The sequence below is a fragment of the Paraburkholderia sp. BL25I1N1 genome (assembly GCF_003002025.1).
Lineage (GTDB): Bacteria > Pseudomonadota > Gammaproteobacteria > Burkholderiales > Burkholderiaceae > Paraburkholderia.
The window spans coordinates 349704-363193 of sequence record NZ_PVZB01000002.1 but is presented as its reverse complement, the minus strand read 5'-3'; the positions used below and the strand labels follow the sequence as shown (position 1 = coordinate 363193).

12 protein-coding genes are annotated in these 13490 nt (G+C 62.3%); 8 read left to right on the top strand and 4 right to left on the bottom strand.

The window, feature by feature from the left end:
* Positions 1 to 85: 85 nt before the first annotated feature.
* Both ahpC and ahpF read left to right on the top strand, forming a co-directional pair.
* Positions 86 to 649 (top strand): alkyl hydroperoxide reductase subunit C, encoded by a 564-nt coding sequence (gene ahpC / locus B0G73_RS04475; RefSeq protein WP_054035375.1) that lies wholly within the window; start codon positions 86 to 88, stop codon positions 647 to 649.
* A gap of 150 nt (positions 650 to 799) precedes the next feature.
* Positions 800 to 2392, top strand: a complete 1593-nt coding sequence (gene ahpF / locus B0G73_RS04470; RefSeq protein ID WP_106278256.1) for an alkyl hydroperoxide reductase subunit F — start codon at positions 800 to 802, stop codon at positions 2390 to 2392.
* Between the two features lie 137 nt (positions 2393 to 2529).
* Here ahpF and B0G73_RS04465 read toward each other — a convergent pair whose 3' ends face one another.
* Together B0G73_RS04465 and B0G73_RS04460 are read right to left on the bottom strand one after the other, a co-directional pair.
* Positions 2530 to 2943, bottom strand: coding sequence for a DoxX family protein (locus B0G73_RS04465; RefSeq protein WP_106278254.1), 414 nt, complete (start codon positions 2941 to 2943; stop codon positions 2530 to 2532).
* Positions 2944 to 3023: 80 nt separating this feature from the next.
* Positions 3024 to 3749 (bottom strand): pirin family protein, encoded by a 726-nt coding sequence (locus B0G73_RS04460; protein ID WP_106278252.1) that lies wholly within the window; start codon positions 3747 to 3749, stop codon positions 3024 to 3026.
* A 131-nt stretch (positions 3750 to 3880) separates the two neighbouring features.
* Between B0G73_RS04460 and B0G73_RS04455 the strand changes: the two genes are divergently transcribed.
* The gene (locus B0G73_RS04455; protein WP_106278250.1) at positions 3881 to 4768 is read left to right on the top strand and encodes a LysR family transcriptional regulator; all 888 of its coding nucleotides are present in this window, start codon (positions 3881 to 3883) and stop codon (positions 4766 to 4768) included.
* Here B0G73_RS04455 and B0G73_RS04450 read toward each other — a convergent pair.
* Entirely contained in the window at positions 4765 to 5781 is a 1017-nt protein-coding gene (locus B0G73_RS04450; RefSeq protein WP_106278248.1) for a 1-aminocyclopropane-1-carboxylate deaminase, read from the bottom strand. The genes B0G73_RS04455 and B0G73_RS04450 overlap by 4 nt on opposite strands.
* 162 nt (positions 5782 to 5943) lie before the next feature.
* Between B0G73_RS04450 and B0G73_RS04445 the strand changes: the two genes are divergently transcribed.
* From B0G73_RS04445 to katE, 5 genes are all read left to right on the top strand, one after another.
* Complete coding sequence (locus tag B0G73_RS04445) at positions 5944 to 6474, top strand: Lrp/AsnC family transcriptional regulator (RefSeq protein WP_106278246.1); 531 nt, start codon at positions 5944 to 5946, stop codon at positions 6472 to 6474.
* 147 nt (positions 6475 to 6621) lie between these two features.
* A complete protein-coding gene (gene msrB / locus B0G73_RS04440; protein ID WP_106278420.1) occupies positions 6622 to 7137 on the top strand; it encodes a peptide-methionine (R)-S-oxide reductase MsrB in 516 nt (171 codons plus the stop codon).
* A 24-nt stretch (positions 7138 to 7161) separates the two neighbouring features.
* Positions 7162 to 7905 (top strand): peptide-methionine (S)-S-oxide reductase MsrA, encoded by a 744-nt coding sequence (gene msrA / locus B0G73_RS04435; protein WP_106278418.1) that lies wholly within the window; start codon positions 7162 to 7164, stop codon positions 7903 to 7905.
* A 383-nt stretch (positions 7906 to 8288) separates the two neighbouring features.
* Positions 8289 to 9185 carry a MipA/OmpV family protein gene (locus B0G73_RS04430; RefSeq protein WP_106278244.1) on the top strand — a complete coding sequence of 299 codons (897 nt, stop codon included), beginning with the start codon at positions 8289 to 8291 and terminating at the stop codon, positions 9183 to 9185.
* Between the two features lie 196 nt (positions 9186 to 9381).
* Positions 9382 to 11511: a catalase HPII gene (gene katE, locus B0G73_RS04425; RefSeq protein WP_258193173.1), complete on the top strand. Its 2130-nt coding sequence runs from the start codon at positions 9382 to 9384 to the stop codon at positions 11509 to 11511.
* A gap of 75 nt (positions 11512 to 11586) precedes the next feature.
* On the opposite strand, the gene treF is transcribed toward katE, so the two are convergent.
* Positions 11587 to 13401: an alpha,alpha-trehalase TreF gene (gene treF, locus B0G73_RS04420; protein WP_106278240.1), complete on the bottom strand. Its 1815-nt coding sequence runs from the start codon at positions 13399 to 13401 to the stop codon at positions 11587 to 11589.
* Between the last annotated feature and the right edge of the window lie 89 nt (positions 13402 to 13490).

The following is a 13490-nucleotide window of genomic DNA, read 5'->3' as shown; positions in this document are numbered from 1 at the left end:
TATTAAAACACTCTGCTTTACCTATTAAGCGTCGTCTGACATACTGACTCCACTTTCCAACCACTCCGAAAGAGGACTCAGCAAAATGCCGATCATCAACAGTCAAGTCAAACCGTTCAAGGCGCAGGCTTATCACAATGGCGATTTTCAGACCGTCACGGAAGAAAGCCTGAAGGGCAAGTGGTCGGTGTTCGTTTTCTACCCGGCTGACTTCACCTTCGTGTGCCCGACCGAACTGGGCGACCTGGCCGATCGTTACGCCGAATTCAAGAAGCTCGGCGTCGAAATCTACAGCGTGTCGACCGATACGCACTTCACGCACAAGGCATGGCACGACACGTCGGACACGATCCAGAAGATCAAGTACCCGATGATCGCTGACCCGACGCTGGCAATCTCGCGCAACTTCGACGTGCTGATCGAAGAAGAAGGCCTGGCACTGCGCGGCACGTTCGTGATCAACCCGGAAGGCGAAATCAAGCTGGCCGAAATTCACGACAACGGCATTGGCCGTGACGCAGGCGAACTGCTGCGCAAGGTGCAAGCTGCGCAATACATCGCGGCTCACCCGGGTGAAGTCTGCCCCGCCAAGTGGACGCCGGGTGCAGAAACGCTGACCCCGTCGCTCGACCTGATCGGCAAGATCTAAGGTCTCACGACCTTTCGCAGTCGGCGCCTCGCGGCGCATCAGCGTGCGGATCGCTTTTCACAGTGATCCGCACGTCCCCGGACCTCGCGCGCTCTAACCGGCGCGTGCGGCGCCGGGAACCCAACACCATCGCCACGGAATCGAATAGCCATGCTTGATGCCAATCTCAAGACTCAGTTGAAAACGTACCTCGAAAAGGTTAGCAGGCCTATCGAGATCGTCGCGTCGCTCGACGACAGCGCAAAATCGCAAGAGCTGCTGGCATTGCTGAACGATATTGCGACGTTGTCGGAACGCGTCAACGTGATCGAGCGTCGTGGCGACGCCGAGCGTAAGCCCTCGTTTTCGATCGGCGAGCCGGGCAAGGACACGGGCATCCGTTTCGCCGGCATTCCGATGGGTCATGAGTTCACGTCGCTCGTGCTGGCGTTGTTGCAGGTGGGCGGCCATCCGGTCAAGCTCGAAGACGCCGTGATCGAACAGATCCGCAATCTCGACGGCGACTATCAATTTGAAACCTATTTTTCGCTGTCATGCCAGAACTGCCCGGAAGTCGTCCAGGCACTGAACGTGATGGCGCTGATCAATCCGCGCATCCGTCACGTGGCGATCGACGGCGCGCTGTTCCAGAATGAAGTCGAAGCGCGCCAGATCATGGCGGTACCGACCATGTTCATGAACGGCGAAGTGTTCGGCCAGGGCCGCAGCGGCGTGAAGGAAATCCTCGCGAAGCTCGACACCAACGCCGGGGCACGTGCCGCGAAGGAACTGGAAAAGAAGCCGGTGTTCGATACGCTGATCGTCGGCGGCGGCCCTGCGGGCGCGGCTGCGGCGATCTACTCGGCGCGCAAGGGTATCGCGACGGGCGTGGTGGCGGAGCGCTTCGGCGGTCAGGTGCTGGATACGCTGGCGATCGAAAACTTCGTTTCCGTGACGGAAACCGAGGGGCCGAAGTTCGCCACGGCGCTCGAGCAGCACGTGAAGACTTATGAAGTCGACATCATGGACGTACAGCGTGCAGAAGCGCTGATCCCGGGCCGCATCAACGAAGTGCGTCTGGCCAACGGCGCGGTGCTCAAGGCCAAAACGATCATTCTGGCGACGGGCGCGCGCTGGCGCGAAATCAACGTGCCGGGCGAACGCGAGTACCGCAATCATGGCGTGGCGTACTGCCCGCACTGCGATGGTCCGTTGTTCAAGGGCAAGCGCGTCGCCGTGATCGGCGGTGGCAATTCCGGTGTTGAAGCGGCGATCGATCTGGCGGGTATCGTGCGCGAAGTGACGCTGTTCGAGTTCGGCGCCACGCTGCGTGCCGACGAAGTGCTGCAACGCAAGCTGCGCAGCCTCGCGAATGTGACCGTCATCACGCAGGCCCAAACCACGGAAATCACCGGCGACGGCAAGAAGGTCAACGGTCTGGTCTACAAGGATCTGCGTTCGGGCGAAGTGAAGCAGATCGAACTGGAAGGCGTGTTCGTGCAGATCGGTCTCGTGCCGAACACTGAATGGCTCAAGGGCACGGTCGAGTTGTCGAAGCACGGCGAGATCGTCGTGGATGCACGCGGCGCGACGTCGGTGCCGGGCGTGTTCGCCGCCGGTGACGTGACCACCGTGCCGTTCAAGCAGATCGTGATCGCCGTGGGCGAAGGCGCGAAGGCATCGCTTTCCGCGTTCGATCACCTGATCCGCAATAGTGAAGAAGTGGAAGTGGTTGGTGAAGCTGAAGTTGCAGTAGCGGTTTAATGCAGTGGTGTGAGTAGTGGAAGTGGACGGCGGCCTTTGGGCCGCCGTTTTTGTTTACGCTTGACATCGCCCGGCATCAAGCCGGGCGGCTTTCTTTCTGACGTACCGCCCGCACCGCTCCGCGCAAGACAGCAGCCTCAACGCCGATCGATCGAATACTTCCCGGCGCCCGTCACACACAGCAGCAACAGTCCGCCGATAATGCTGATGTTCTTGTAGAAGTGAATCATATTGTCGTACTGCACCGCGCCGGTCATGTTCCAGTAATGATGGCCAATGAACGCGGTGCCGAGCGTATAAATCGCGAGCAGCAACGCAAGCGGCCGCGTAAAGAATCCGACCAGCAGCGCGATGCCGACGACGAGCTCCATCACCACGGCGATCACCGCCGACAACTCAGGCACCGGCGCGCCGCTCGACGTCATATAAGCCACGGTGCCGGAAAAACCGGTGAGCTTCGACCAGCCGAACATGACGAACAGCACCATCAACAGAACGCGGGCGACGAGGATGACCGCGTCTTTCTGATTTTCAAATAGCGTATAACGCATGATTTTTATCTCAACAGAGTAGGAAGAAAGTGGCTCGCCGGCTTGTTTCCGGCGAGCCCGTATTTAGCTCATTCGGCCGTTCAAGCCCACAACTCCGACGTCTCGATGTTGCGCAAGTCGAACACGAGAACTTCCGCGTCGTGGCCTTGCGTGAAGGTTAGCGCTTCTTCGCCGCGCACACGCGCACCATCGCCTTCCTTGAACTCGACGCCGTTCACAGTCACGCTGCCGCGCGCCACGTGGACATACGCATAGCGATCGCTCGCCAGTTCGAGCCGCGCCGTTTCGTCGCCGTCGAAGAGACCGGCATAGATCCGCGCGTCCTGTTGCACGGTCAGCGAATCGTCTGCGCCATCCGGCGAGAGCACGAGGCGCAGTACACCGCGCTTCTGGTCCGCGCCGAAGTGACGCTGCTGATAACGCGGCGTCGTACCTTTTTTCCCCGGCGCGATCCAGATTTGCAGGAAGTGCACCGGGTCGCTCTTCGAATGGTTGTATTCGCTGTGCGCGACACCGGTTCCCGCGCTCATCAACTGGATGTCGCCGGGCAGGATCACCGAGCCGGTGCCCATCGTGTCCTTGTGCTCCAACGCGCCTTCCAGCACGTACGAAAAGATTTCCATGTCGCGGTGCGGGTGCTTGCCGAAGCCTTGCGCCGGGGCAACGCGGTCGTCGTTGATCACGAGCAGGTCGGAAAAGCCGTTTTGCTTGGGATCGTGATAGCTAGCGAAGGAAAACGTATGACGCGAGCTGAGCCAGCCGTGCTCCGCGCGGCCGCGTTGATTGGCGTGTCTGATTTCAAGCATCTTTTTTCTCCTTGGGTTGTGCGATCCGGCCAGATGTTTGTCCGCGATCCATGAATGAGAGTGTAGGTCAATCCATACCGGTATAATCGCCATGGAATCGGAAACACTGTCACTGTGGAGTGGACAATAAGATGCAGCTCGATGACATGCGGATTTTCGTCGCCACGGTGGACGCGCACAACTTCACGGCCGCCGCCAACCGCCTGTCGCTGTCGAAGCAGTTCGTCAGCCGCCGGGTGATGGCGCTGGAGGAAACGCTCGGCGTGCAGTTGCTGATCCGCAATACGCGCAAGCTGGCGGTGACCGACCTCGGGCAGGAGTTTTACGAGCGCGCCAGACGCATCCTCAGCGAAGTGGAAGACGCCGAGCAGGCCATGTCGCTGCGTCGCGCCGGGCCGCGCGGGCTGCTGCGCGTGAGCGCGCCCATGTCGTTCGGCATGGCGCATCTGTCGCCGCTCGTGGCGATGTTTCTGCGCGAGCACGGCGACGTGCGCTTCGAGATGGAATTGAGCGACCGCACGGTGGATGTGGTCGGCGAAGGCTTCGACATGACGATCCGGATTGGCAGCTTGCCGGATTCCACGCTGATCGGGCAGAAGCTCGTGGATATCCGCATGGTGGCCTGCTGTAGTCCCGGTTATGCGCGACGCCGCGGTGCGCCCAAGGTGCCCGCCGACCTGACGCGCCATTCGTGTCTGTTATATGGGCACGGCGGCGCGGTGAGCTGGGAGTTCGTCGTCGATGGCGTGACGAAAGGCGTCGAGGTCCACGGGCCGTTGCGCGCCAACAATGGTGAGCTGGTGCGCGATGCGGCCGTCGCGGGCCTCGGGATTGTTCGGCTTCCTGATTTTATCGTCGCCGATGCGCTCAAAAGCGGTCAGCTCGTGCCGGTGCTCGAGGCATTCCTGCCTGCCGCCACGAGCGTCTACGCGGTGTATCCGCAGCACAGGCAAAGCTCCCTCACGATCCGGGCGTTCGTGGAATTCTTGAGGGAGCACTTGAGAAAGCGCCTGGTTTAGCCGTTGCGGAACATAAAACTGTAGCCATTCAACGCCGGCACGCCGCCGAGGTGCGCGTACAACACGCGCGAACCTGCGGGGAATTCGCCGTTGCGCACCATCTCGATCATGCCGTGCATGGATTTGCCTTCGTAGACGGGATCGGTCAGCACGCCTTCCAGGCGCGCGCACAGACGGATCGCTTCCAGCGTGCCGTCATTCGGCAAGCCGTATTCCGGGCCGCCGAAGCGCTCGTCGAGCACCACGTCCTTGCTGGTGATATCGCGTCCGAGCCCGACCTGTTCGGCGGTTTGCTTCGCGATGCGGGTGATCTGGTCGCGCGTCTGCACGGGCTTGGCCGACGCGTCGATACCGATTACACGCTCGGCGCGGCCGTCATCGGCGAAACCCACCACCATGCCGGCCTGCGTGCTGCCGGTCACGGAACACACGACGATATAGTCGAACTTGAAGCCCAGTTCAGCTTCCTGCTGGCGAACCTCCTCGGCGAAGCCGACAAAGCCGAGCCCGCCGAGCGGATGGTCGGAGCAGCCGGCCGGAATGGCATACGGCTTGCCGCCGGCGGCCCGCACGCTTTCCAGCGCATCTTCCCAGCTCCTGCGAAAGCCGATGTCGAAACCATCCGCGACGAGGCGTACATCGGCGCCGAGAATGCGCGACATCTGGATGTTGCCGACCCGGTCGTAGACCGCGTCCGAATAGTTGACCCAGTTCTCCTGCACCAGCACGCACTTCATGCCCAGATGCGCCGCCACGGCCGCCACCTGGCGCGTCTGGTTCGACTGGATCCCGCCGATCGACACGAGCGTGTCGCAACCCTGCGCGAGCGCTTCGGGAATCAGATATTCGAGCTTGCGCGTCTTGTTGCCGCCGAACGCAAAGCCGCTGTTGCAGTCTTCGCGCTTCGCATACAGATGCACTTTGCCGCCGAGGTGGTCGCTCAGGCGCTTGAGCGGCTGGATCGGCGTCGGCCCAAAGGTCAGCGGGTAGCGAGGGAATCGTTGCAGGTTCATGGCAGTTTCGTGGTCGGGTAGGTGGGACGCGAACGGCAACCGGTCGCGTTGAGCAAATGGTAGGGAAGAGAGCTAGAAATGAGCTTGCAAAAAAATTTGCTTGAGCATAGTTTTGAAAGTACAAAACCGCGATCCGTTTAAGAAATAACTGTAAATAGGACTATGAGCACAACAAAAATTCGTCGCACCCGGACAGCGGTGGCAGCCGCCGCCACCGTCCCGGCCGATCCGCTGCAGGCGCTCGACCGCATCGACCGCGCGATCCTGCGCCAATTGCAAACCGATGCGTCGATTTCGAACGTCGCGCTCGCGGCGAAGGTCAAGCTAAGTGCGCCGGCGTGTTTGCGTCGCGTGGAGCGGCTCAAGGAGTCGGGGCTGATCCGCGGCGTCGTCGCGTTGATCGACCCGAAGGCGGCGGGGGCGGGGATGCTGGTGATCATCGGCGTGGTGCTGGACCGCTCCACGCCGGAGTCGTTCGCCGAGTTCGAAAAAGCGGCGCAGAAGGTGGCCGGTTGCATGGAGTGCCACGTCGTGACCGGCGAATTCGACTACTTCATGACGATCCGCACGCGCGACAGCGACAGCTTCAATCGCCTGCACGCGGAGCAGTTGCTCTATCTGCCGGGCGTCCGGCAGATCCGCTCGTTCATGGTGCTCAAGGAAATTCTCTCGACCACGAAATTTCCACTGTAATCGCCATTGCGGCGGCCACCGGGACACAAAAAGACGCGCATGCTGTCACTTATCCCGCTCTCGTGCGACCAAGCATCGGGAACACTCGCGGGCGGCGCGGTCGGCGCCGGAACGGGTGAGCGGTACGGACTTTCCGGAGCGATCATCATGGCTTGCAACAGACGGATATTCTTCAGGTTAATCGGCGCGCTAACGCTGGCCGGCGGCGCCTCGACGTGGCGCACGGCGCGCGCGGCACAGGCGCCAGGCGGCGGCGCGGCAGCCGCCTACGAGGTTACGCACAGCGACGCCGAATGGCGCAAATTGTTGACCGACGCGCAATACCGCGTGCTGCGCGAGGCGGGCACGGAGCGCCCGTTCACCAGCCCGTTGAACGACGAGCACCGAGCGGGCACGTTCGCCTGCGCCGGGTGCAAACTGCCGCTGTTCTCGTCGAAGACCAAGTTTGACAGCGGCACGGGCTGGCCGAGTTTCTGGCAACCGCTCGATCACGCGGTTATCACGCATACCGACAAGTCGTTCGGCATGACGCGCGACGAAGTGCTATGCCGGCGCTGCGGCGGCCATCTCGGCCACGTGTTCGACGACGGCCCCAAGCCGACTGGCCTGCGCTATTGCATGAACGGTCTGGCGATGACATTCACGCCCGCAACGGGCGCGTGATTCAGACGAATCAGGATGGACCTCATGAACTTCCACAAACGCATTGACGGCAGTCCGGCGCGCTCGCGCGTGGCGGCGATTTCACTCTCGGTCGGACTCGGCGCGCTCGCGCTGCTGCTGGCCCAGCGCATGGCGTTTTCATCGGAGGCCGCCGTCGTGATCGCGCCACCGGCGCTCGACGAACCGGTGTCCGCCGCGACCGCGCACGAAGAAACCGCGGTCTTCGCGGGAGGCTGCTTCTGGGGCGTGCAGGGCGTGTTCCAGCATGTGCGCGGCGTCACGAAGGCCGTCTCGGGGTACTCGGGCGGGCAGCGCGACACCGCGCAGTACGAAACGGTCAGCGGTGGCGAGACGGGGCACGCGGAGTCGGTGCAGGTCACGTTCGACCCGACCAAGGTCACTTACGGCCAGTTGCTGCAGGTGTATTTCTCCGTGATTCAGGACCCGACCCAATTGAATCGCCAGGGGCCGGACAGCGGCACGCAATACCGCTCGGCGGTGTTTCCGCTGAACGACACGCAGCGGCGCGTGGCGCAAAGCTATATCGCGCAACTCGACAAGGCGCGCGCCTTCCCGGCGCCGATCGTGACGAAGACCGAGCCGTTCAAGGGCTTTTATCCGGCCGAGTCGTATCACCAGAACTATCTGACGTTGCACCCCAACTCGGCGTATATCGCGATCAACGACATGCCGAAGGTCGCCAACCTGAAGCGTCTGTTCCCGAATCTGTACCGCGACAAGCCGGTGCTGGTCGAGGCATCGCAGTAGGCCACGAGAAGGCTGGCGTGGCGTCTTGCGGCGCCGGCCGCGCCTTGTTCACTGCATCTGCGTTAGCATCCGCATGCGCGTATTCGTCTCTTCGTGTCTTCGTCTTCCGCCGATCCGAGCCCGTTCTCCAGCGACTAGGCCCGCATTTTGCAAGAGTGCGTCCATCGGCAAATCTTTCGTGCCGCTCTGTTCAGACAAAAGCCGCTATTTACAGGCTTTCTGACGGATGCGGCTCCTGAGATTGCCGAGCGATACGTGTCGTTCGCTGAAAAAGTTACATGCCGCAAGTAGCAACGCGGCGGTCGCCCTGGTGCTTTTTATCCCTCGCGGATCCCGGGGCGAGAACATAACCCTCTTCGCATAGGCGAGATCGGAGGCTTCTGGTGTTTAACAGCCGTAGAAAGCGGGGCGGTAAGCTCCGCAATAAACAAACAGGCATCGCGGCATCCTCCCTGATGGCCGTGGCCATCGGCGGCGTTGCCGTCATTCCGCATTCGGCCTCGGCGCAAACTCCCTCGCCGCTGGGCGAATGGCAATATTCGGTCGGCATTCCATTGCAGAAGATGTGGCAGCCCAATATTCCGGACTGGCAGGTGCGGGTTGGCGCGGCGACATCGTTCCAGCCGCGCTATGAGGGTTCCGACCGGTATCACCTGATGGCGGGACCGAGCGTCGACGTGCGCTATAAGGATCTGTTCTTCTTCTCGAGCGGCGAGGGTTTTGGCGTCAATTTTGCGCAAGGCGAGAACTGGCGCGCGAGTCTTGCCACTGTCTACGACCTGGGACGCCGCGGTCATGACGATCCGCAAGAGTTGGACGGCCTCGGCAATATCAACCCGGCGCCGGGCGTCAAACTGTCGGGCGAGTACGTGATCTCGCAGGATTTCCCGCTCGTGCTGCGTGCCGACGTCAGGCGCTATTTCGGCGGCTCGAACGGCTGGATCGGCGATCTCGGCGCCTATATGCCGATGCCGGGCAGCACCAAAAAGTTCTTCTGGTTCGCCGGTCCGAACGTGACGCTGGCGGATTCCACTTACATGAATAGCTGGTTCGGCGTGAATCAGACCCAGGCGGCGAATTCGAAATACTCGCAGTACCACGCCAGCGCGGGATTCAAGTCGGTGGGCTTCGGCATCAGCGCGATATGGCTGTTCGACAAGCACTGGTTCGCCACCGCGGACGGCGCCTTCGAACAACTCGTGGGCAGCGCGGGCAATAGTCCGGTCACGCACCGCAAAGCCAACGGCGTAGCCGACATTTCGATCAACTACCGCTTCTGATCGCGCGCGCTCGCGCATCCATCAATGCACGGCGGCGCGCCATTCGCGGCGCGCCCGCCGCATAGCCCATTCATTACCGCTCAGCTATCACCAAGCGTGACTAGCCGCGCGCCCGCGCGGGTATATCGATTGCTGCTCTATCTGGTTGCGTCAGACCGGATTTCCCCACCGGCACGCCCCCGAACGCAAGGAGCAGATTCTCATGGCAGGTAAAACGAATACGCAGAAGCCCGCAGCGAAGGACGCGCAGGCGACTAACCCGCAAGTGGATCCGAAATCGAAGGATCTCGAACAGTTTCGAGTCAGCCCGGAAGGCCAGGCGCTGAGGACCAATCAGGGCGTCAAGATCTCCGACAATCAGAACAGCCTGCGCGCCGGTCCCCGCGGCCCCTCGCTGCTCGAAGACTTCATCATGCGTGAGAAGATCACGCACTTCGACCACGAACGCATACCCGAGCGCATCGTGCATGCGCGTGGCTCGGCAGCGCATGGCGTGTTTCAGGTCTACGAGTCGATGAAGGAATACACCAAGGCCGCATTCCTGCAGGACCCCGCTGTCCAGACGCCGGTCTATGTGCGCTTTTCCACGGTGCAAGGCCCGCGCGGTTCCGCCGATACGGTGCGCGACGTGCGCGGTTTCGCCGTGAAGTTCTACACGCAGGAAGGCAACTACGATCTGGTCGGCAACAACATGCCGGTGTTTTTCATTCAGGACGCCATCAAGTTTCCCGACTTCGTGCACGCCGTCAAACCGGAAGCCCCGAACGAAATGCCGACCGGCGGCTCCGCGCACGACACCTTCTGGGACTTCGTTTCGCTGGTGCCCGAGTCCGCGCATATGGTGCTGTGGACCATGTCGGACCGCGCGATTCCGCGCAGCCTGCGCACCATGGAAGGCTTCGGCATTCACACTTTCCGTTTCGTGAATGCGCAAGGCAAGGGACGCTTCGTCAAATTCCACTGGCGCCCGGTGCTGGGTTCGTATTCGCTGCTGTGGGACGAAGCGCAGAAACTGGCCGGCAAGGATCCGGACTTTCATCGGCGCGACCTGTGGGAGTCGATCGAAGCGGGCAACTTCCCTGAGTTCGAACTGGGCGTGCAGATCATTGAAGAAGCCGACGAGCACAAATTCGATTTCGACTTGCTCGATCCGACCAAGCTGATTCCGGAAGAACTCGTGCCGGTCAAGATCATCGGCAAGATGACGCTCAATCGCAACCCGGACAACTTCTTCGCCGAGACCGAACAGGTGGCGTTCCATCCGGGCCATATCGTGCCGGGCATCGACTTCTCGAACGATCCCCTGTTGCAAGGCCGTTTGTTCTCGTACACGGATACGCAGATCAGCCGGCTGGGCGGCCCGAACTTTCACGAGATTCCGATCAACCGGCCGGTGTGCCCGTTCAATAACAATCAGCGCGACGCGATGCACCGCCAGGCGATCAATGTCGGCCAGGCTTCGTATGAACCGAATTCGCTAAGCGGCGGCTGGCCGAAGGAAACCGATCCGGCGCCGTCCGACGGCGGCTTCGAAAGCTATCAGGAGCGCGTGGAAGGCACCAAGATCCGTGTGCGCAGCGAATCGTTCGCCGATCATTTCTCGCAGGCCGCGCTGTTCTATAACAGCATGTCGCAGCCTGAGAAAGACCACATCGCCGCGGCCTATCAATTCGAACTCGGCAAAGTGACGAAGCCGGAAATTCGTGCGCGCGTGGTGAACGAGATTCTCGCCAACTTCGACGCGGGACTCGCGGCGCAGGTGGCCGAAGGCCTCGGTTTGCCGGCACCGAAGAAAGGCACGACGAAGCTGAGCGGGCCCAAGGAATCGCCGGCGCTGAGCCTGCTCAACCGGGTGCGGCCGGGCATCAAGACCCGCAAGATCGCGCTGCTGGCCGCGCCGGGTTCCGATGGCGCCGCGATCAAGGAACTGCAGACGGCGCTGCAGGGCGAAGGCGCGGTGCCCATGCTGATCGCGCCAACGCTTGCCGCGATCGACGGCATGGCGCCGGACGCCACGATTGCCGGCTTGCCGTCGATCATGTTCGACGCGGTGATCGTGGTGGGCGGCGACAAGGGTGCGAAGACGCTGGCCGGATCGGGCGACGCGCGGCATTTCGTGCTCGAGGCGTTCAAGCATCTGAAGGCGATCGCGGCGATCGGCGCGGGCCGTGACGTGCTCGCTGCCGCGCACTTGCCCGATCATGCCGACGGCGTCGCAACCGGCGACGACAAGCAGGCCGCCGACGTGCTGAAGGCCTTCATCAAGGCGGCCGAGCAGCATCGCGTGTGGTCGCGGGCGAAGCAGGCCGAGACCGTGCCGGCTTGAGCGTTCGGTGAGCCGTCAAAAGACCTGGCTGGTTCGCACTGGCCAGGTCTTTTTTATTGCAGCCTAAAGAGCGCGCTAAGGATTCACCCGCGCGCCATGCAGCCGATGCGTATTCTTCGGCGCGGCGGCAGCGGAAGCCGCGGCCGCCGACACGCCCGCCGGACCTTCGGGGATATCGTTTGGACGCGACGTCTGCACCGTCTGCGGATACAGCACGAGCAACTCGCGCAGCACGCCGTTGGTCCAGCCGAAGCCATCCTGCAGCGGATACTCGCCGCCGCCGGCCGAGACGCCCGGCGTAGCTGCGTCGATATCGTATTTTTCGACGAGCTTGCCCGTGTGCTGGTAGTACGACACATTGGTCCTGATCCAGCGAGTCGCGATGGTTTGCGCGAGCGCCATTTCGCTATAGCGCCGCAGGCCGATCACAGCCAGATACTGCAACGGCGCCCAGCCGTTCGGCGCGTCCCACTGCTGGCCCGTCGCCGTTTGCGTGGTGGCGAGCCCGCCCGGGCGCAGCAATTCGCGCTGCAATGTCGCGGCGACAGTTTTCGCCTGCTGACGGGTCGCTATGCCCGTATACAGCGGATAGACCGTCGCGGCCGTAAGCCGGTGCGTGAGCATGTGATGCACGAAGTCGTAGTCGCCGAATGCCTGCAGTTGCGGATCCCACAGCACGCGGCGAATCGCTTCGGCGCGCGCGGCGGCGCGCTGTTCCATATTCTCCGCATGCGTGACGTCGCCGCGCAGACGATAAGCCCTGGCAAGCGTGCGTTCCAGATCGGCCAGCAGGCAATTCAGATCGACGGGCACGAGCGAGGTCACGTCCACGGTGGCGAGCGTCTTGCCGTCCGCAAACCAGCGCGAACTGAAATCCCAGCCGGTTTCGCCGCCCGCTCGCAGATTGCGCCACAGATCCGCGGAATCGCGTTGCGGCGTCTGCTGCGCGGTGAGCACGTCTTCGCGATACGACTCGTCGCGCGGCGTGGCGCGTTCGTCCCAATAGCGGTTGAGCAGCGTGCCGTCCGGCAGGCGCACCACGTGCCGGTTGGCGTGGCCGGCGGGCAAGCCGTCGGCGCCGTCCATCCAGTAGGCGTACTCGCGCTGCAACTCGGGCAGATACTGCGCGTAGATCGTGTCGCCATCTTTTTCGGCGACGAGCTGCACCATCTGCGCGAAGAACGGCGGTTGCGAGCGGCTCAGGTAATAGGTGCGGTTGCCGTTTGGAATATGGCCGTACCGGTCAATCAGGGTTGCGAAGTTTTTCAGTTCATCGACAACCAGCGCATGTTGTCCGCTCTGTTCGAGTCCGAGCATGATGAAGTACGAGTCCCAGTAGTAGATCTCGTCGAAGCGGTCGCCCGGCACGATATACGCGTACGGCAGCGGCAGCAACGAGGACCATGGGCTCGCGGTCGCATCCGGCTCGCGGCGCAGCACGTTCCAGAGCGTATCGATATGGCTCACCACATCCTGATTCGGATCGGACACGTAGGCCTTGGCGGTGCGTGTGGGCAGCGTGAAGTTCCGCTTCACGAAGTCGGCGAGGTTGAAGTTGGGCTGTTGCTTCGCGGCGTTGTACGCCGCCACGATCCGCGCGGGCGCTGAAAGCGGCACCATGTCCGCAAAGGTTTTGCTGTCGGGATAGAGATGCGCGAGCTGCACGTCGCGATAGAGCGCCGCGTATTGCTCGGACGGCGGCACGGGCACGACCGGCGAAGCCTGCGTGGGCGCCTCGACGTGCACGGTGGCGGCGACAATGCCGCCGTGCGCCGCGGGCGGCTCGGCAAGCTGCGCCGCGCCGCCCAACGAGGCATGCCACACGAAGGCCGCGGCGAGGGCGATACGCCAGGGCGCGCGGGAGAAATCGGTGAAGGCGTGAGAAGGCATCGGCTACCGGAAGAAAGTGGACGGCGATCGGATGATCGAAGAGCGGATTTGCATTCCTCGCACGATTGACCCACGCGGGTCGCGCAAAG